Origin of the sequence: Pseudomonas fulva NBRC 16637 = DSM 17717, from assembly GCF_000730565.1 — a bacterium.
In the GTDB taxonomy this organism is placed as follows: Bacteria; Pseudomonadota; Gammaproteobacteria; order Pseudomonadales; family Pseudomonadaceae; genus Aquipseudomonas; species Aquipseudomonas fulva.
In genome coordinates this window covers 120,583-140,520 of the sequence record NZ_BBIQ01000014.1, presented here as the reverse complement: position 1 = coordinate 140,520, position 19,938 = coordinate 120,583, and the positions used below count along the sequence as shown (strand labels likewise).

Genomic DNA, 19,938 nt, shown 5'->3' with positions numbered 1-19,938 from the left:
AAGCGGCCTTGCGCCGCGATGGGCCGCAAAGCGGCCCCAGGATTGCAGCTTCGCAGCGGATATTCCGGGGGCCGCTGCGCGGCCCATCGCGGCACGAGGCCGCTCCCACAGGGGGGCCGCGTAGGCGGAACGCCAGGAGGCGTGTGCCGAGCGATCTCTTTAACAGCCTAGGCTACCGCCCAAGCCCACCCCACCCGTCCAATCAGCGGCGCGCATCCAGCCGCGCCACGTCACCGCCCGGCAGGGTCGGCTCTGGCACAGGGCTCAACCACACATTGACGTTGTCCACGCTGTCCTGGTTGAGCTGACCCGCCCAACGATTGAGCAGGAACAGATTGGTGATGAAGTCATACTGCGTCTTGAGCAAATCACGACGCGCCTTGAACTCGTTCTGCACGCTGGTCAGCACATCCACCGCGTTGACCACCCCGTAACTGAACGCCTTCTGCGCCGCCACGCTGGACTGCTGGGCCGAGGACAGGGCGTTGCGGTTGGCGCGGATCTTGTCCACCGCCGCCTGGGCCGTGAGGAAGGCCGTGGTGGTTTCCTTCACCACCTGGCGGCGAATGCCTTCGAGCTGTTCTTCGGCCGCCAACTGCTCGTCATACAAGCCACGCACACGGGCCGAGGTGGAGCCACCGCTGTAGATCGGGATCTTCACCCCAAGGCTTGCCACATAGCTGTCGCTGCGCGGCGCCTGGGTGTTGTCGTAACCCTGGTCACTCTGCTGGGCGCTCAGGCTCAGGGACAGCTGCGGATAGTGCTCGCCCTTGCCTTCACGCACGGCCGCCATGGCCGCCTCGGCACCGCTGCGCGAGGCCTTGAGCTGCGGGTTGGTTTCAACGGCCTGGGTCAACCATTCCTGCAAAGGACGGGTGGGCGCCTGCAGCGCGACATCGTTACGCACCCGGCTCAGCGGCTCGGTGATGGGCCGACCGACGATCTCGGCCAGCGCCTCACGGCTGACCTGCACCTGGTTGCGGGCTTCCACCTCCTGGGCGGCCAGGAAGTCGACGCGCGCCTGCATGTCCAGCTTGTCGGTGATCTTGGCCATCTGCCGGTCGAACATACTGGTGACACGGTCCAGGTTTTTCTGGGTGGCACGACGCTCGGCTTGCACCAGCGCCAGTTCGTCGTCGGCGGCCAGGGCTACGAAGTAGCGCTTGGCCAGGTCTACCGTGGCTTCGGCCAGGGTATCTTCGGCTTGCTGGCCCTTCTGGTCCTTGACGCTCTTGGACTTCTGGTACCGCTCCCAGGCCGGCTTGTTGTACAGGTACTGGGTCAGGCTCAACGAATAGCTTTCGTTATTGTAGATGTCGCGGTCGATCTCGTTCTTGCGCAGCACGCGGCTGGTGTTGGCGTTGGCCGACACCTGCGGCAGCAGGCCGCCCAAGGCTTCGCGCTGCTGGGCTTCGGCCGAGCGCGCGCGGGCATAGGCGGCCAGCACCCGAGGGTCTTCCAGCCTGGCCTCACGGTACAGGCCGGCCAGGTCCAGCGTGTAGGTCGACGCCGACACCGCTTTGGGCACGTCAGCTGGCGCGCCCTTCCCTTCCACGGCCACCGCCTGGCAGGCGACCATGCACATCAGCATTCCAGGTAGCAAACGCAGCACAATCATTCCTCGATCAGCGATTCGGCGAACATGTTGCGGGCCGGTTTGAGCAGGTACTGCAGCATGGTGCGGTCGCCGGCGTTGATCAGCACTTCTGCGGGCATGCCGGGGTGCAGCTTGCGGCTGCCGAGCTTCTTCATGCCATCTTCGGTCACCTGCACACGCACCAGGTAGTAAGTGTCGCCGCTGCGCTCGTCGGTCAGGCTGTCCGCCGAAATGCGCACCAGCTTGCCCTCGATGACCGGCGTGGTGGCCTGGTTGAAGGCGGTGAAGCGAATGTCTGCGGTTTTACCCAACTCCAGACGGTCGATGTCCCGCGTGGCCACCTTGGCCTCCACCACCAGCTCCGACTGTGCAGGCACGATATCCAGAATCGGCGTAGCCGCGCTGATCACACCACCAATGGTGTGCACCTTCATGTCCAGCACCATGCCGCTTTCAGGTGCGCGTATCACCACACGCGACAGGCGGTCACGCAGGGCTGCTTCTTTTTCCTGAAGGTCGAAAACCTGAGCCTGAACGTCAGAAAGCTCGTTGGCCACGTCGGAATCGAATTTCTTCTTCAACTGCACGATCTGCAATTCGGTTTCACCAATCTGCAGATTGGTCTTGGTGATGTTGGACCGATGGTCCGCCACTTCGGTCTTGAGCATGTCCAGCTTGCGCTCCTGCTCGAGCAGGCGCTGATTGTCCACGAAGCCTTCGGCCAGCAACTCCTTGAGCTGCTTGATTTCACCGGTGTACGACTTCTCCAGCCCGCTCTTGGTCCCGATCATGTCGTTCAAACCAGCGATCTGCTGTTTCATCTGCTGGATGCGCTCGCGGTTGACCGAGATCTCACCCTGCAACGAGTTGCGCCGTGCGTTGAACACCTGCAACTCACCCGCCATGGCCTCTTGAGCACGGACCGAGTCGGTGCCATCCATTTTGACCGGTGGGATTTCGTTCAGGCCGTCGCGTTCCGCCCGCAGGCGTGCTTCTTTATAACGCGCCACGATCAGCTGGTTGCGGGTGGACTCGTATTCGGCGCTGAGCTGGGATTCATCCAGCACGATCAGCGGGTCGCCCTTCTTGACCAGGTCGCCATCACGGGCCAGCAGTTCCTTGACGATGCCGCCCTCAAGGTGCTGCACGGTCTTGCGGTAGTTCTGCACGGTGACCACACCGGAACCATGCACAGCGTTGCTGAGTGGCGCGAAGGCCGCCCAGCTGCCGAAAATACCGAATGTAACGAAGACGATGGTCAGGCCGATGCGGCGAATGCCGCGGTCGGACGTGGGCATGTCGTCGAAATTGTGATCGAAGGTAGTGATCGCTTTACTGCTCATCTAGAAATCCTTTCACACGCCGGTGCTGGTGGTAGTGGCAGGCGCGGCAGCGGGGGCTGCGGGCGGCGCGGCATTGGGTGCAGCGGGCGGGGTGGCCGGTGGCGTGGCATTGGGTGCAGCAGGCGGCGCGGCCGGGGGCTGGCCAGGCGCGGGCTGAGCGACCCGCTGCTGGCCTTTAGCCTGTTGCGCTGCCAGCTCGGCGATCACGCGGTCGCGCTCGCCGTACAGCGAAATGGTACCGCCCGACATGACCAGAATACGGTCCAGGCGGGTGAGGATGTTGGGGCGGTGCGAGACGATGAAGACCGTAGCACCGGTTGCCTTGAGCTTTTGCAGGGCCACGCCCAAGGCGCGTTCACCCACGTCGTCTAGGTTGGAGTTAGGTTCGTCGAGCACCACCAGGCGCGGGTTGCCATAAATGGCACGGGCCAGGCCAATACGCTGACGCTGACCGCCGGACAGGTTGACGCCGTCGCTGCCGATTACCGTGTCGTAGCCATCGGGCAGCATGAGGATCATCTCGTGAACGCCGGCCATCTGGGCCGCTTCCACTACCTTTTCCGGGTCGATTTTGTCGAAGCGGGCGATGTTCTCGCTGATGCTGCCTTCGAACAGCTCGATGTCTTGCGGCAGGTAGCCGACGTATGGGCCAAGGGCCTGCTTGTCCCAGCTGGCGATATCGGCACCGTCGAGGCGAACCACGCCGTGCTGTGGGGGCCAGATGCCCATCAGGGCACGCACCAGTGTGGATTTACCGGCAGCACTTGGGCCGACGATGCCGACAATGGAACCAGCCGGGGCCACGAAGCTGATGCTACGGATGACCGGTGCTTTGGCGCCAGGCGGGGCGACGATCAGGTTTTCGACCTGAATGTGGCCTTCCGGGGCTGGAAGCGGCATGCGCTCAGGTTCGTTTTTCAGGTCGTCCATGACTTTGCTGAGGCGGTCGTATTGGACTTTGGCGGCGACGAAGCCTTTCCAGCTGCCGATCATCTGGTCGATGGGGGACAGCGCGCGGCCCAGCAGCAGGGAACCTGCCATCAGAAGGCCGGGGTTGATTTCGTGCGTCACTACAAGATACGCACCAATGGCCAGCATGATGGACTGCGACCAGATACGGAATGTTTTGGAGGTAGAGCTGATCACGCCGCCTTTATCACTCGCATTGGACTGAAGCAGCATGATGTTGCGCTGACGCTTGGCCCACCGGTTCATCAGGGTATCAAGCATACCCATCGACTCGATGACCTCGGCATTACGCAGGGTACGGTTGGTCACCACGTTGGAGGCGACGTTCTCCTTGTTGGCCTCAGCCAACGCGCCGCCAGTAGACCGATGATTGACGACCGCCAACACGGTCAACACCGCGCCGCAGAACAACGTCATCCAGCCGAACCATGGGTGGAACAGAAACATCACGATGGTGTAGATGGGGAACCACGGGGCATCGAAAAATGCGAAAAGCCCTGGACCTGTAAAGAACTGGCGCAGCGAAGTGAGGTCGTTAAGGGACTGCGCCGTAGCATCGGAGCCGCCGCTATTCAGGGCGCGCTTGAAGCTTGCCCGGTACACATCGCGGCTGAGCATGACATCCAGGCGGTTACTGATACGCACCATGATGCGCGAACGTACCCACTCCAGGGCACCCATGGTCGCGATCAACACAGTCATGATCAACGTGAGCATGAGCAAAGTGGAGGTGCTGCTGGAGGGCACCACGCGACCCGATACCTGGATCATGAAGAACGTGGGCACCAGCATCAGTGCGTTGACGAAGAAACTAAAGAAGCCTACCGAAAGGAAGCTGCTTTTGCAGGCTCTAAGGGCGGCTTGCAGAGTGTTTTCGGATTGATAACTCATGGTGTCCGTACTGAGGAGTGGCGAAAGCGGCGGGCAGTGTAACACCCACCAAAGAAGGCAGCGTGTCAGATTGCTCCTTGAGCCGCTTTGTTCAGCGACGAACAGTAGAATTTCATGAAATGTTTGAGCAGAACGGAAACAGGCAGTTGCTCAAGCGGTCAGAGTGACCAACGGCTAGAGACCTTGAAAGCGACGAAAACTACACGCCAGAAAACCATCAAAAGTAATCATGTGCGCACGTCAATATCGTAATTCTTTGATTTCAGGCGAATTTTTCGAATGCTGGAACGTCCTACCCTGCTACTCAGTTATGAACAAAAAGCGGCGAAAGATCGTCCCTCTTATAGCTAAGTTCCCCACTGATATGAATTTTTTTTTAGATTTCTTGGTTGACATCTTCCCCCTCCGGCGGCATCTTCGCCACTCGCAAGGAGCCTTCAATGGCAGTTCAGTGTATGCACGGGTTTGAGCACGTTAGCTACCAGTGTTATTGCTTAAAAGGAGCTTAACAACGCCATGTCTATGCCTTCGCAAACCCTGGACGGCCTGAAAATCAGCTCCCGGGTCACCCTGCTCGAACCGGGCATGTATATCTTCAGGTACGCCTCCCAGCCTCCGGCAGACAAACCCGTCTGCATCGCGTTGCAACAAGCGCCGCTAGGTAAAGGCTCCATCGATTTCTTCCCCGCAGAAGGCGTTAGCAAGAACATGCTAACCAAGCTCGGTGACACTATTGTTGCGCGAGTCAAAGGCGGTGTTACGACGGTTCTGATCACCGAATATCACATGTTCGATGAGGTGATCGACCCCGTGGATTTGCGTATCGACCGCATTGACACCTCGCCTGCCATCATGCGCACCTTCGCGGTCGTATCCAGCACCGACCCTGCTCAGGCCATCGCCGCCAGCACCAAACCGCTGCCACTCACGCTTACTGCTCACCTAAGCCATAGCGGTGAGATCGTGTCCAGCGAAGGATGGGTTGGCGAGCCGGGCGCTGATGAGTTCATTGATTCGTTCTCTATCGACTGGGCTGAAAAGCCCGTCGGTGTAGACCTTCTTTACACCTGCACAGTGGCAGGCTCCGGCCCGTGCCGCAACGTATCGACAGGCACTGTAGTAGGTGCTCGCGGCCAAGGCCTGCCGCTGATCTGCGTTGGCTTCAGCCTGATAGGGCCGCTGCGCAGGCATTACGAACTTACTGGCCTTGTTGTTTTCGAAAATACGGAACCACAACGCCTAGTCGCAAATCAGATGATGCACGGCCCCACCGGCAACGAGCCGCTGGTGGCCTTGCACCTCGCCCTAACACCCGTAACGAAGATGAACGCTGCCCGCCTTAAGTCTCCGTGGGAAAACTCTGCGTCACAGCAGAATACGATTGCAGCGGGCCACATGGCCTGAAGTAACAGGAATACATCATGCAATACGATAGCCCTCAGTCGAGCAGCGCTCTGCAAGACACCCTGAACGCCGATAGCGCCAACCTGTCCGAAAACACCATCGCTGCCATCAGCAGCCTGCTGAACCTGGACACCGTTGAAAACGTCAACATTGCCGGCATCGAAGGCAACGCTGTTCAGCTGCCAACTTCCGGCCAAGCTGACATCGTTGTTGGCGAAGTCGAAGGCGAGCAAGGCGACCAAGTTGTCGTCGACCTGGCTGCTGCCGAAGCTGCTGGCGTTAGCGCCTACGTGCTGCAGAGCGATGCCAACCTGGTTGTTGACCTGCAAGGTCAAGCAGCTGCTGGCGACGTTCAAACCTTCGCTGCTGCTCTGGCTCCAGCCGTTGATACCTCGGCCATCGAGCTGGTAGTTGCAACTGGCAACGGTGACGACGTCATCACTGTCAAAGGCGACCAGAACACCCTGATCGACGCTGGCGACGGCAACGACACCATCGTCACCGGCAACGGCAACAACACCGTTATCGCTGGCCTGGGTAACAACAACGTGACCACCGGTTCGGGCGATGACACCATCATCCTGAGCGGCAGCGACCACGCTGACATCGTCAACGCTGGCGCTGGCTTCGACATCGTTCAGCTGGACGGTTCGCGCGACGACTACACCTTCACCGTCGGCAACAACTTCAACGTCAACCTGACCGGCAACCAAACTGCCGCCATCACTGACGCTGAGTTCCTGACCTTCGTTAACGGTGACACCACCGAAACTGTAGCCCTGGCTCACAGCGACGAAGAAGCAGCTGCCCTGCGCCTGTACCAAGGCATCCTGGGTCGTGACGCTGATGCATCCGGCGCCAAAGACTTCACCGCCCTGGTAAGCGAAGGCACTTCGCTGACCGACATCGCCAACCAGTTCCTGAACTCGGCTGAGTTCGCTGGCGCTGCTTCGGCCCAAGACATCAACGAGCTGTACCAGGCTATCCTGGGCCGCGCCGCTGATGAAGAAGGCTCGACTGCATGGCAAGCCGTGCTGGCCAACGGTGGCAACCTGAACGACGTAGCTGCTGGTATCGCTCTGTCGAACGAAGCCATCCAGCTGGATCAGTCGAACGGTGACTTCGTCCGCGAACTGTACGAAAACGTACTGGGCCGCGAAGTTGAGCAAGAAGGCCTGGACGCTTGGGTATCCCAGCTGTTCAACGGCACCAGCCGCGCCGAAGTGGCCGCTGGCATCGTTGGCTCGGCTGAAGCTGCTCAGAAGTCCAACAGCGACTTCATCGACTCCCTGTACCAGTCCGCACTGGGCCGCGAAGCCGATGCAACTGGCAAAGCTGCTTGGGAAGCTGTCCTGGACAACGGCGGCACTCACGCCGACGTGGCCCTGGGCATCGTTGGTTCCAACGAAGCCATCGCAAACATCGACAACGTCGTTGTACTGCACGGCCAAGTGTAACTAGCCCGCTGTAGCAAAACGTATACCCGGCCGAAAGGTCGGGCATACGCCAAAGGGGCGGCTCTCGAGTCGCCCCTCTTTTTTATTTCTTGTAGCCAAGCCAAGCTTATGTCCAGACAACTCGACCATGGGCGAGATACGCTCATGGACATTTTTCATCGGCATCGCCAGGCAGAAGAGCACGCCAGCGCGGCTTCAGTGTTGGAACAGGCTCTCAAGGTCCCCGAATACCGTCCAGAGGCACTCATCTGGAAGGGTATCGAGGCACTGCCAAAGCATCCAAAGCTTGCCTTCATTTTTTTTAGTAATGCGGTCAAAGCCCTGCCAAAGCGGACAGATCTGCACGCGCTTCTAGGGCGCTGCCTGCTGGATCTAGCACAGCCGCATCTGGCTACCCGCTACTTGGCCGCTGCTTGGCAAAAGCAACCTCATGACGCAGGTCTGCGGCAACTACTATGGCTCGCACGTAGCCAAGCAGACACGCCAGTGCAGCTAGAGCGAGTTATCCTCGCGCAATTGCCCGAAATCACTTCACCCCAAGAGCTCAACTTAGTACTTAGATTGCTGGCTTCAAAAACGCAGCACTCAGGCGCAGTAGGCGTCGTTCGCCTTGATCGAGATGCGCAAGAGATACAAGGTTGGGCAATCGACTTGAAGAACCTTGCTGAGCCATGCATCGTTCAGTTCGAATTCAACGGGCAGGTCGTAAGCGCGCCGGCAGGCCGCCCCGATCCACTGCTCACAGCTGCGGGTATTTCGTCCAGCCATGGTGGCATTCGCGCCAAACTGCCCAAAGCTTGCGCAACAGTTGCCGTGGGTTTTAGTACAGGCGGCTCATTGCAAGGTAGCCCCCTGCATACCCTGCCCGTTTGGGTACCACCTTGCCCCATTGCCACGCAAACCAAGAGCGTTTCGGTTGATGTGCTCATTCCGGTTTACAACGGGCTGGATGAGACGCTGGCGTGCATAAACAGCGCTATCGAATCACGCAGGCATAACCGCACGCCTCATCGTCTGGTCGTCATCGAGGACGCCACGCCCCTCCCCGCCTTGCGCAAAGCGCTCAAAGTGCTGGCAGGCAAAAGCAAGATTACTCTCGTGCAGAACCCGTCCAACCTAGGCTTCATTCGTAGCATGAACAGAGCCATGGCTATGAGTTTGGGCAAAGACGTGATCTGGCTGAATGCTGACACCCGCGTTCACGGAGACTGGATTGACCGCCTGCATCAGGTAGCTTATAGCGATCCTCAAGTAGCGTCGGTCACCCCGTTCACGAACAATGGCGAATTGATGAGCTTCCCACGGAGCCGCATCAGTCAGCCCATGCCATCACCTGACCAGCACGCTGAACTGGATAATCTGGCCAAACACAACCCGTCGGCCCCTGTAGAGATCGAAACAGGATGTGGGTTCTGCCTTTACATCAAGCGCGATGCCATCGACCAAGTGGGTTATCTGGATGAGCTAGAACTGTCGCGCGGGTACGGGGAGGAAACCGACTGGTGTTTGCGCGCTCGCAGCTTGGGCTGGAAGCACATGGGGGCGCCAAATGTTTTCGTTGCTCATCAAGGGGGGGTATCGTTTGGGGAAGAAAAAAACCTGCGCGTTGCCTACAACAACGCCATTCTTCGAAAACGCTACCCTGATGCTGAATCACGCTACGAAACCTTCTGCCGTCGCGACCCGATCAAACCGGCTCGACAATCATTGCAGCGTGCGCGTCTGACCCATTGGCTGGCTCAGCAGCGCGGCGAGCCGGGTCACCCTCGTCCAGAGCTGCACATTCATGATGGCAGCCGTTCTGAAACACCCTTCAGCCTGACCTGGCATCATGATGGGCTGCGCAACTGGGTCACACTTCATGCAGAAGTTTTGCCATTGGAGATCAGCCTGGACTATGCCGCCGATGAATTGCCTTATCTTATAGACGATCTACGCGCCCTACCCTTGCGAGGCCTTGTTTTCGAGCGGCTGGCCAATGCCCCTTCGTTCATATGGGACCTGCCGGGCCAGCTATCACTGCCCTATCGGATTGTTTGCAGGGACGATGCCTTGCTCTCCAGGGAAGCATGCAACGATCGTATGACGTTTGCCGCATCAGCCCAGCGTATCGAATTGCCTTGCGCCGAGTTTGTTGATCGGCATGCCGCCGTGCTGCACGGGGCGAACCTTGCTCTGATCGAATCCCCCCTGCACCCTGCTACCCATGAGATGACGAGCACGGGTACGTGGTTGATCGGTGATGACCTGAGCGACACACAAGTAGCGCGCCAGTGGCTTGAAATAGCGCAGCGAGCGACCCGAGAAAACCTGCCCGTTCAGTTTCTTATCGAAGCGAAACAGCCTTGGAGCAAGCAGTTGCTTGCTACAGGTGCGGTGTACGCGCTGCCAGACCTGACAATGCTGTCGATGGCAGACAACGTGACAATGTCCGGCTGCTGCGCCGTCTTGAGTCTGCATGCGTGCCCTGTTTCGGGTTGGCGCGCAGTGGAGCTTGCGAGTGACCTGGACCTTCCATTGCATGCGCCTTACGCAGTGCGGGAAAACGCCACAGGGGCATTTCCCTTTCATTCTTTTTCTATTACCGAGCCGGCCTGATGTCACAACACGTCTTGGATAAAACCCCAACGGACACCGCCTCGCTTTCAGCGGTCCGATACAAGGGCCTAATCACCGGGCTTTACGGCGACGTCCTGCAGGGCTGGGCTCTAGATACCCTTAACCCCGCACAGAAACTGATCGTCGAAATCTTTATCGACGGCGCGAGTGTGGCAGTGGCTCGTGCAGACTTGTACGAAACCAACGCCACCGAGGGCGACCAGTTCAACGGGTTTGCCGTGCAGTTGCGCCAAGCCTGGCTGAATCAGGCCCGGCACATCAGCGTCAAGATTGCGAACGAGCCCTTTTCACTCGACGGCGACATCACGCTACCCGCGCCGTTTGGTAAAGAGCCTGAGCTGATCGCATCGCAAGTCTGGCATACCGGCGGCTTGCGCCTTAGTGGGTGGGCATGGGACCCGCAATCCCCACATCGTCGCGTGACGATCCGCGTGCGTGAGGGTGATCAACAAGTGGCTCAAGTGGTGTGTGACCAACACAGCCAAGCCCTGGCTTATCGCGATAGCAGTGACCATGGTTTTGTCATAGACCTGCCATGGGCCTTTGCCGACGGCAAGCCTCACGTTGTGAGCATCGAAAGCGAATCCGGGGCTCCGTTGGCCGGCAGCCCTATCACCTTGTGCTGCGCCCCCGAGGGTATCGAGGGCTTGGTCAACCAACTGTCCGCGCACCACGACAGCGCACTGATCGCAGTCATTGAGGCAGTGGCGCGTGAACAGAGCCTGCGCTTACCCAAAAGCGCCGGCTGGCACCTCTACCCGGCCTGGGCTAACGCTTTCCAGCGCCCGAATCCCACTGACGGTCAGCAGGCAAATGATGTGGGCGTGCTGTTGATGGGTGATGGGGACGCAGCGCTTGAGGCACTGACCCTCGGCAGCCTCGCATTACCTGGCAACAGCCCTGGACGCCTCGTCAAAGCCCAATCAAGCGATATTGCACCCGTGGTGCTTGAGTTACTGAACCAAGACTGCAGTTATATTGTGCCGGTCTGGGCAGGCGACCGTCTGCGAGCAGATGCATTGAGTCAGTTCAGCGCATTGCTGGCCGAGGGCAGCGCTTGGGGCTACGCGGACTGCGATCAGGACCAACCCAATGGCGAACCGGGCCACCCCTGGTTCAAACCTGTCTGGGATCTGGACGCTTTCATAGGCGCAGATACGTTCACACCTGGCTCGGTCTTCCACAAGGACACAGTCCGCCGCGCCGTTGCACGCCTCCAAGAGAGCGGGCACGGTGCGTTCGATTGGCACATGCTGATATCGGCTGTCGTACTGATTAGCGAGGAAATGCAGGCGCGCGTGGCCCATCTGCCGCAGGTGCTCTATCACCGCCACGCATTGAGCGTTTCGAGCCCGGAACACACTCCGGCTTGCCAACAACGACTGCGGGCAATCAACTGGTTATGCGAGGCCCTTGCACCCGGAGCGCAAGTAGCGCCGCTGGCTGATCACCCAGGGCTGCTGCACGTCACTTGGCCACTGCCGATCACGCTGCCAAAGGTCAGCTTGATCGTTCCGACAAAAGATCAGGTCGCCCTACTTCGTACTTGCATCGAAGGGTTGCTGAATCAAACAGAGTATCCGGATCTGGAAATCATCGTCATGGACAACCTGTCCGTGATACCGGAAACCCTCGAGTATCTCGCCGAGTTGCCGAGCCGGGGGGTGAAGGTTATCCCGCACCCCTATCCGTTCAACTATTCAGAGATCAACAACGCGGCAGTGCATCACGCTACGGGTCAGGTCATCGGCTTGGTCAACAACGACATCGAGATCCTCGACGGTAACTGGCTGAAGGAAATGATCAGCCAGTTGATGCGGCCTGGGGTCGGGGCTGTGGGTGCCAAACTCCTGTGGCCTAATCGCATGGTTCAGCACGGCGGCGTAGTGGTGGGTATCAATGGCCTGGCTGCGCATGCCGGAAATCAGTTGGCCGAGCACGACGCAGGCTACCTGGCTAGCAATTTACTGACCCGACAGCAGACTGCCGTTACAGCTGCGTGCCTGTTGGTCCATGCACCACTGTTCGAGGTATTAGGTGGATTGGACGAGGTTCGCTACCCAGTTGCCTTCAACGATGTCGACTTCTGTATGCGCATACGTGCGCTGGGCTTCAAGATCATCTGGTGTGCCCAAGCGCAACTGATCCATGCCGAGTCCGCAAGCCGAGGTAAGGACATTGCTCCCGAAAAACGTGCGCGGGCCCAGCGTGAGCAGAAAAACTTCACGGATCGCTGGTTCTCCCAGGGTGAGCAAGATCCTTTCTACCACCCTGCACTGAGCCATGATTACCTCAGTGGCCCTTATGGCGGGTTGGCATTGCCACCTCGTGCAACAACCCAGGTTCGGTATGGGGGTGGCAAGGTATACAACTTAACCGACTTGGACTCTGCACAGCGTACGTTTGACTGGCGTGCCAATGCGACCAAACCCAAAGCTCTTTGCGGTCATCAGGAGGCAGCCGATGTCGTTTGAGCTTGCGCCGCCACCCCCAGAGGCAGGCTCTGATGTGGTCATTGCCACCTTATGGCGATCCGGCACATTTGATGCGACGTATTATTTGAGTCAGTACCCGGACGTGGCAGCGGCGGGCATTGATCCTCTGGTGCATTTCGTGCGACACGGTGCGCGCGAAAACCGCAACCCAAATGCGTATTTCGATACACATTACTACCTGTCGATGAACCCGGATGTCGCGCAGTGTGACATGAATCCGCTTTATCACTTCTGCACCGATGGCTGGAAAGAGCTACGCAAGCCCTGCAAAGACTTCGATGTTTGGTGGTATTGGTCGAGCTACCTGGATCCAGCCAGTGACGCCATCAATCCACTGGCGCACTTCCTGCACGAAGGCATTGAATCGAACGCCTTGCCACGTCCGCAAGGCCCCTTCGCGCAGACTACGCAGTCGGCTTGGCTACCTGAACGGCCCGTCAAGCGCATTTGCTTGTTCGCGGGATACGACCCTGATGGACTGGTTGACGATTATGTAGTCCAGTACCTTCAAGCACTCAGTGTCCATGCGGATGTTTACTATCTTGCCGACTGTGTAATGCAAGACGGCGAGCTGCTCAAGCTGAAGGGTATCGTCAAGGACGCTTGGGCGGGCCGGCACCAACGCTATGACTTTGGCTCCTATGCCCTGTTGGCAAATTCACTGGTGGGCTGGGACACCATCGACCAATACGATGAGTTGCTGTTGGCCAACGACAGCTGCTACCTGGTCAAGGACTTCGATGATGTCTTCGAGCAGATGGATAAACGCCGCTGTGACTGGTGGGGGCTTCAAGCGACGAAAGGGATAGCCAAAACCAAGGCGGAGCCGAGCAATCAGTTCAAGCAGCCCATCGCGATGGACACCGTGCGCGCTTCGATGCTAGACCGTTTTGAAGAGGACGATACCTACGACTTCCTCATAGGGTCGTATTTTGTGGCTTATCGCAGGCCCGTGTTGTCTGACCCCGGTTTTCGTAAGCTGTTGAGTGCGGTTGTTCAGCAGCCAAACAAGCAGAACGTGATTTTCAAGTACGAAATCGGTTTGACCCGCTACCTGATTACACGCGGGTTCGTTCTCGATACCTTCATCAGTAGCCTTTATCCGTTCCATCCGATTTACAGCAACCAGCATTTCAAACTGCTGGAGGTAGGCTTCCCGCTGTTCAAGCGCTATCTGCTGACGGCCAACCATTACCAAGTAGCCAAGCTGTATAGATGGAAGGAAAAGATCCTGGCATGCGCACCTGAGGCTGACGTGCAGACCATGGAGCGCAACCTGACACGTATTACCGATCAGGAGGTGCTGGAGCGCAATCTGTACATCGGCACGTCGAGGCTGCCAGACGACGAGCAGGTGCCCACTACCCTGCTGACGCATGCTGAATTCATCGAAGCCGACCACCGTGTGCCCAAGTACGACCATTGGTGGGCATTCCCGGTATGCGCCTTCTCTGGCGTATTCTCCGGGAACGAGCGTGCAGTTTTTGAAGAGATCAAAGATGATGAGGGTATCTTCAAGATTATCTTGACCCGCGGCAAACCGGTAAACGTGGAGGGCAGAAACGTCCTTGTCGTACCCTTGGAAAGCCCCGAAGGTCAATACCATCTCTTGCGCGCTAAAATCCTGTTCATCAAACACACACCTACGCGTAATCTTGTCTATCCGCTTTCAAGCGATCTGCATGACTTGATCAACCTCTGGCACGGTATCCCGCTTAAACGCATAGGCTATGCGTCACTTGACCAGCAGAACAGGCGTGATGCCATCGCTGAGGAGCACGCCCGCTGCAGGGCCGTGATCAGCTCATCGAGCATCGACACGATGGCCATGGCAGCGGCCTTCTATCCGTTGAGCTACAACGACGTATGGCAAACGGGGCTTCCTCGGAACGATTTTATTCTGCGCGACTTCGAAAAATTGCCAAAGGATTTTCAGGCGGAGAGCCAAACGCTCGAGAGTGCGCTGGCAGGACGCGGGCTGATTTTGTTCATGCCGACGTTTCGTAATGGAGCAGCTAATGCATGCTATCAGTTCACAGAAAACGAGCTGAAGCAGTTGGAGGGATGGCTGCAAGAGAACGACCTGGTGCTTGGGGTACGAGAGCATATGGCTGACCGTTCGGGGTCCTATGCGGAACAGTTGCAACGACTGGGCGCACTGGATCTGAGCGATGAACATTATCCTAACGTCGAGGTCCTATACAGATCCGCACGCTTGCTTATCACGGATTACTCGAGTTGCTTCATAGACTTCATGCTGACGGGCAAGCCGATGGTGAGCTTTGCTTATGACTATGAGTACTACTCAGGCGTGGAGCGTGGGTTATTTTATGAGCTTGAGCATGTGTTTCCTGGGCCCGTGTGCTCTGACTTCGAAGCGCTTCTTAATGCATTGAAGAAAAACTCTGACGTACACCCGGAGATGGCTCTTGGTTATGATTGGAAGAAGAAAATTTTCTTTGAATGGTGTGATGACCATAACTCAGCAAGACTTATTGATCGGGTTAAAAGCTTAATAAATTAAGGATGAATAAATTGAAAACGGTTATCACATACGGTACGTTCGATATATTACACCGTGGCCATATCAACCTCTTGAAGCGCGCTCGTGCGCTGGGTGATAGGTTGGTCGTAGGCTTGTCTTCGGACGAATTTAATGCCGGCAAACACAAGTCGTCCTTGCTCAACTATGAAAATCGCAAGATAGTATTAGAATCGATTCGCTACGTAGACTTTGTGTTCCCTGAGGATAACTGGGAGCAAAAGGTTACCGACATTAGCAAATATGAAGCTCAGATTTTTGTTATGGGTAACGACTGGGAGGGTAAATTCGACATGCTCAAAGAGTATTGCGAAGTTGTCTACCTTGACCGTACGCCGGCAATCTCTACAACCGAAATCAAAACTAGTCTGTCCCACGTATGAACACTATGAACATTGATCGCGAACGTATCTTACGCGAAATAGAAACAATCATCGCTTCCGGCTTGTTCGATGCTGACTTCTACAATGAGGCTTATCCGGACGTAAAAGCGAGTGGCATGCAGCCAGTTAATCACTATGTGCTATATGGTGCACAAGAAGGACGTCTGCCCAGAAAGGATTTTGACCCACAATCCTACGTCAAAGATTATCCGGAATCGATCGGAAAAAATGCTTTTATCGACTTTATAGAACGCAAAGCTGCTATACAGATTGATCACGCACCTTCTGCAATCACAGAGGCAATGGCTGTTAGGGGTCCAAATTCAGAGCAAACACTTCTAATAAACAAAATCTCATCTTCTGATTTTTTTGATCCCAGCTTTTATCTTAAGACTTATCCCGATGTAGCGGCTAGCAAAGTCGACCCCGCTCATCACTATCTGCAGTACGGAGCAGTAGAGTTTCGGAACCCATCCGCCTCTTTTGATACTTGCTGGTACTGGTTGATACATCAGCAAAATGAGCACCACTCCCTTAACCCTTTGATACATTATATTGACTTCCAAAGTCCCACAAAACCATCTCCAAAACCCACAAGCAAACTCGAATTTTCGAATCTTGATCAAGCTTGTAAGTTACTGATATCACGAAAACCCGACATTGACACATGCACCAAGGTCGCCGCTTATCTAGAAAAAATTGGGCGACACGCAAATGCAGAGTTGATCTACAGTCACATTTGCTCGACCTCCGGAGCGCTAGATCATTTTGAAACACTGGCTCGCATTTACAGCACTCAGAAAAAGTGGTGGCAAGCGGCTGACGCACTGCAAAAAGCCTGTGAACTGTCCTCCAATCGCAAAGATCTTCTGATAAAAAAAGCAGAAGTCTGCGAAAAACTAAATCGCTTATCAGACGCAGTAGCCTGTTACACAAAAGCTCTGAATTTAGAACCAGAAAATCATACCTGGCTGTATCGATTAGGCTATCTAAACGAGCTATTAAAAGATTATGATCTTGCAGAAATTTACTATAAAAAGAGCGTTAAGTTAAGCAAAGATCCAGCTGTTGCGCGTTTCGGGATCGGAGTCAACCACCAAGCCAGGGGACTCTGGAAGGAAGCAGCTTATCAGTACGTAAAAAAGACCAGCGAAAATCCCACTGATGCAGAACTTTACTATAGGATAGGCATGGCTTATGACCGCTGTTTCCTCTGGAAGGAAGCAGCGATTAATTACAAGCTAGCTATTGGTTTAGACTCCAAGCATAATTACTGGTATTACAGGCTTGGATTTGTCTTAGAACGAGCTGGGGAGTTCTCAGACGCAGCTCAAGCCTATGGTAGTGCTGCAAACAAAAGCAGCAAGCTAGAGCCTTATTGGTTCTACCGTCAAGGCTATGCACTTAAATTAGCAGGTGACTATGAAGCTGCATGTCTGGCCTTTTTAAAATCTACTAAAGATAAACTTAGCGCACCAGAACCTGTTGTCATTATCGGAGACACCGACAACTCTTCGGGCACACCCAATAAACAAAAAACGCTGATCGAATCACTAGATCGTCTTTATGCACTGAATACCATTTTCGGCCAAACCCCATTCAATCTACAGCTTTATACAGAGCTCGGCATTGAACTTCAGAAGAACAAGCAATGGGAAAGTGCAAGTAAGATATTCGCGGAGTTAACTGCACGCAGTAACGCTCACAATCCCAGGTGGCACTATATGCATGGCCATGCACTTATGTGCATGGGAGAGTATGCCCAAGCCTGCAATGCATTTGTACAGACGAGAATCATCAAGCGCGCATATGGTTTTGATTATTCTCGCTATGAAAAAAGCCAAGGGCTGAAGAATGCCATCGAATATAATGAGTTGATCGAAACTCTGCCCATTGAAGAAAATATTGTCTTTTACGAAAGCTTCCATGGCGCATCTGTAAGCTGTAACCCGTATGCTATATATAAGGCTTTATCATCCGCTCCGGAATATAGTCATCTAACTCACGTCTGGGCGCTTACGAACACCAGCGCAGCGCCAGACCAACTTAAAAAATCCAAAAATGTTATCATTGTTGAGAGAAACAGCTACCTGTATAGACGCTATATAGCGACAGCCAAATATCTGATCAACAACAATACTTTCATGCCCTGGTTTGTACGGAGACCAGAGCAAATGTACTTAAATACTTGGCACGGCACGCCAATGAAAGGACTGGGCAAAGACAATAAAAATTCCTTTATGGCCCACAAGAATGTCTCAAGAAACTTCTTGCATGCCACGCATCTCCTGAGCCCTAACTCTCATACATCTGACGTAATGGTTCGTTCACATGATATTGCCGGTACGTTCAACGGAATTATTGCGGAAACTGGCTATCCGAGAAACGATCGAATTCTGATACCAGACTCTTCAACCAGTTCGTTGCTTATCCAAAAACTTAGAATTGATAAGTCACTACCAACAGTGCTTTATGCGCCGACTTGGAGAGGATCCACATCGGAAGCCACGGTAGACTTGGATCAGTTGATCGGTGACTTGGATGCCCTTGGAAGTCTTAAGTGCAACTTCTTATTCCGCGGACACCATATGTCAGAGGAACTTATAGCTGAGCAGGGCTTTAAGTCAGTTCCCGCAGATATTGAGACATCTGACCTTCTTTCTATCATCGATATCTTGATAACAGATTACTCAAGTATTTGCTTTGACTTTATGCCTACTGGTAAACCTATCATCTATTATGCATATGACTATGATGATTACCGCTCCACAAGGGGTATGTATTTGGAATTGGAAACAATTCCTGGCGACGTGGTAACTAACCGCAAAGAATTACTTGAAGAAATCGAATCTTTATTAGAAGTAAAGTATACACCAATTGAAATTACAACAGAAAACCTGAAATATTTCGATGCTTCTGCTGGTTATGCAACAGAGCGTGCTATCAGGCTGCTATTTGAAAATGATCATTCGTTCACACTTAGCAATTATCAGGACAATAGAAAGTCTATCTTGATATATGCTGGATCGCTACCCCCAAATGGGATCACCCAATCCTGTCTTAGCTTGATACATGCAATCGACAAAAAACGATATAGTATCACTTTGGTCATTGACCCAGACACTATCGAAACCGACGAATACCGGTTGAATAAACTCCACTCTATAAGCGATGAGGTGCAGATAATAAGCCGAGTAGGCATGGTGAACTACTCCCCAGAGGAGAAGCTCGTCATGGACACTTTCAATAACCACGACACACTCCATTCAGAGGCAATGTGGGATGTATACAAGAAGCTCATGAAGAAGGAATTCAGGAGAGTTTTCGGCTGCGCTAATTTTGACATCGTTATACAGTTTGAAGGGTACGGTAAATTCTGGACAGGCCTACTAGGCTATGGTCCGGAAAATTCACACAAGGTTGTGTACTTGCACAATAATATGATGGAAGAGCACCTTACGAAGTACGAATTTCTATCAGGAATATTTGAGCTCTACCATTGCTATGACAAGTTGATTTCAGTATCAGAAAGCGTTAATCAGCAAAACTTGCTCAACCTCGCTGAAAAGACAGGAATTAGTGAAGATAGGTTCGTTTATTGCGACAACTTCATCAACATTGAAGAAATTCGTAAAAAATCGACTAAGCCGTTAGATAGTGACATCGTTGACTGGGCAGGTAACTCACGTGTATTCGGCACTGTAGGCAGACTTTCGCCCGAAAAAGGCCATTACAAACTAATCAATGCATTCTATCAATTTATCCGGGAAACGGATGCAGACGTTAAATTAATCATTGTAGGCGACGGACCACAGTGGTCTCGTCTTCAACAACGCATTTCAGAACTAAATCTTGAAGGTCGAGTGTTACTTGCCGGCATCCGCCAAAACCCTTACCCTCTTATAAGATCGTTAGATTTATTTGTATTTTCATCTGACCACGAAGGGCAAGGCCTCGCAATCATAGAAGCGTTAGTCCTTAAAACACCTGTAATATCTACTGATATTCCAGGGCCTCACAGCATTTTGAATCCAGGTTATGGTCTTCTCGTAGAAAATAATGAAGTTGCACTTACCTCTGCCATGAAGCAGCATCTTGCAGCTCCGTTAGTTTTCAAAGAATTCAGTCCTGAGCAATACAATAAAGACGTAGCAGCCATGTTCAAGAATGCACTAGGGTATACGCGACTGAGGAAAGTCGACCAGTAAGCCCACTGTTCAAATATTTAAAAACTACTG

The 19,938-nt window shown here is 54.5% G+C and carries 10 protein-coding genes; 7 read left to right on the top strand and 3 right to left on the bottom strand.

Annotated features, from left to right (window positions below; translation table 11 throughout):
* Window positions 1-202 precede the first annotated feature (202 nt).
* Genes PFU01S_RS15230 through PFU01S_RS15220 form a run of 3 tightly spaced genes read right to left on the bottom strand, consistent with a single transcriptional unit; the run spans window position 203 to window position 4,800 of the window.
* The gene (locus PFU01S_RS15230) at window positions 203-1,618 is read right to left on the bottom strand and encodes a TolC family outer membrane protein (RefSeq protein ID WP_027914282.1); all 1,416 of its coding nucleotides are present in this window, start codon (window positions 1,616-1,618) and stop codon (window positions 203-205) included.
* The gene (locus tag PFU01S_RS15225; protein WP_028687424.1) at window positions 1,615-2,940 is read right to left on the bottom strand and encodes an HlyD family type I secretion periplasmic adaptor subunit; all 1,326 of its coding nucleotides are present in this window, start codon (window positions 2,938-2,940) and stop codon (window positions 1,615-1,617) included. The genes PFU01S_RS15230 and PFU01S_RS15225 overlap by 4 nt, the downstream gene beginning before the upstream one ends.
* Before the next feature lie 12 nt (window positions 2,941-2,952).
* Window positions 2,953-4,800: a type I secretion system permease/ATPase gene (locus PFU01S_RS15220; RefSeq protein WP_028687423.1), complete on the bottom strand. Its 1,848-nt coding sequence runs from the start codon at window positions 4,798-4,800 to the stop codon at window positions 2,953-2,955.
* Window positions 4,801-5,322: 522 nt separating this feature from the next.
* On the opposite strand from PFU01S_RS15220, the gene PFU01S_RS15215 reads away from it, so the two are divergent.
* The 7 genes from PFU01S_RS15215 to PFU01S_RS21850 all read left to right on the top strand — a co-directional run bounded on the left by PFU01S_RS15215 (window position 5,323) and on the right by PFU01S_RS21850 (window position 19,908).
* Complete coding sequence (locus PFU01S_RS15215; protein WP_033736972.1) at window positions 5,323-6,204, top strand: hypothetical protein; 882 nt, start codon at window positions 5,323-5,325, stop codon at window positions 6,202-6,204.
* Window positions 6,205-6,221: 17 nt separating this feature from the next.
* The gene (locus PFU01S_RS15210; RefSeq protein WP_028687421.1) at window positions 6,222-7,661 is read left to right on the top strand and encodes a DUF4214 domain-containing protein; all 1,440 of its coding nucleotides are present in this window, start codon (window positions 6,222-6,224) and stop codon (window positions 7,659-7,661) included.
* Between the two features lie 144 nt (window positions 7,662-7,805).
* Window positions 7,806-10,259 carry a glycosyltransferase family 2 protein gene (locus PFU01S_RS15205; RefSeq protein ID WP_028687420.1) on the top strand — a complete coding sequence of 818 codons (2,454 nt, stop codon included), beginning with the start codon at window positions 7,806-7,808 and terminating at the stop codon, window positions 10,257-10,259.
* A 668-nt stretch (window positions 10,260-10,927) separates the two neighbouring features.
* On the top strand, window positions 10,928-12,754 hold the full coding sequence (locus PFU01S_RS15200; protein WP_248694603.1) for a glycosyltransferase family 2 protein: 1,827 nt from the start codon (window positions 10,928-10,930) through the stop codon (window positions 12,752-12,754).
* Window positions 12,744-15,299 carry a CDP-glycerol glycerophosphotransferase family protein gene (locus PFU01S_RS15195; RefSeq protein WP_028687419.1) on the top strand — a complete coding sequence of 852 codons (2,556 nt, stop codon included), beginning with the start codon at window positions 12,744-12,746 and terminating at the stop codon, window positions 15,297-15,299. The genes PFU01S_RS15200 and PFU01S_RS15195 overlap by 11 nt, the downstream gene beginning before the upstream one ends.
* An 11-nt stretch (window positions 15,300-15,310) precedes the next feature.
* Window positions 15,311-15,700, top strand: a complete 390-nt coding sequence (gene tagD / locus PFU01S_RS15190; RefSeq protein WP_028687418.1) for a glycerol-3-phosphate cytidylyltransferase — start codon at window positions 15,311-15,313, stop codon at window positions 15,698-15,700.
* A gap of 5 nt (window positions 15,701-15,705) precedes the next feature.
* Complete coding sequence (locus PFU01S_RS21850; RefSeq protein WP_161780417.1) at window positions 15,706-19,908, top strand: CDP-glycerol glycerophosphotransferase family protein; 4,203 nt, start codon at window positions 15,706-15,708, stop codon at window positions 19,906-19,908.
* Window positions 19,909-19,938 lie beyond the last annotated feature (30 nt).

Excerpts from the sequence above, each read along its gene's own strand:
- PFU01S_RS15205 (WP_028687420.1), top strand. The coding sequence starts at position 7,806 with ATGGACATTTTTCATCGGCATCGCCAGGCAGAAGAGCACGCCAGCGCG.
- PFU01S_RS15210 (WP_028687421.1), top strand. The coding sequence starts at position 6,222 with ATGCAATACGATAGCCCTCAGTCGAGCAGCGCTCTGCAAGACACCCTG.
- PFU01S_RS15230 (WP_027914282.1), bottom strand. The coding sequence starts at position 1,618 with ATGATTGTGCTGCGTTTGCTACCTGGAATGCTGATGTGCATGGTCGCC.
- PFU01S_RS15195 (WP_028687419.1), top strand. The coding sequence starts at position 12,744 with ATGTCGTTTGAGCTTGCGCCGCCACCCCCAGAGGCAGGCTCTGATGTG.
- PFU01S_RS15225 (WP_028687424.1), bottom strand. The coding sequence starts at position 2,940 with ATGAGCAGTAAAGCGATCACTACCTTCGATCACAATTTCGACGACATG.
- PFU01S_RS15215 (WP_033736972.1), top strand. The coding sequence starts at position 5,323 with ATGCCTTCGCAAACCCTGGACGGCCTGAAAATCAGCTCCCGGGTCACC.
- PFU01S_RS15220 (WP_028687423.1), bottom strand. The coding sequence starts at position 4,800 with ATGAGTTATCAATCCGAAAACACTCTGCAAGCCGCCCTTAGAGCCTGC.
- PFU01S_RS21850 (WP_161780417.1), top strand. The coding sequence starts at position 15,706 with ATGAACATTGATCGCGAACGTATCTTACGCGAAATAGAAACAATCATC.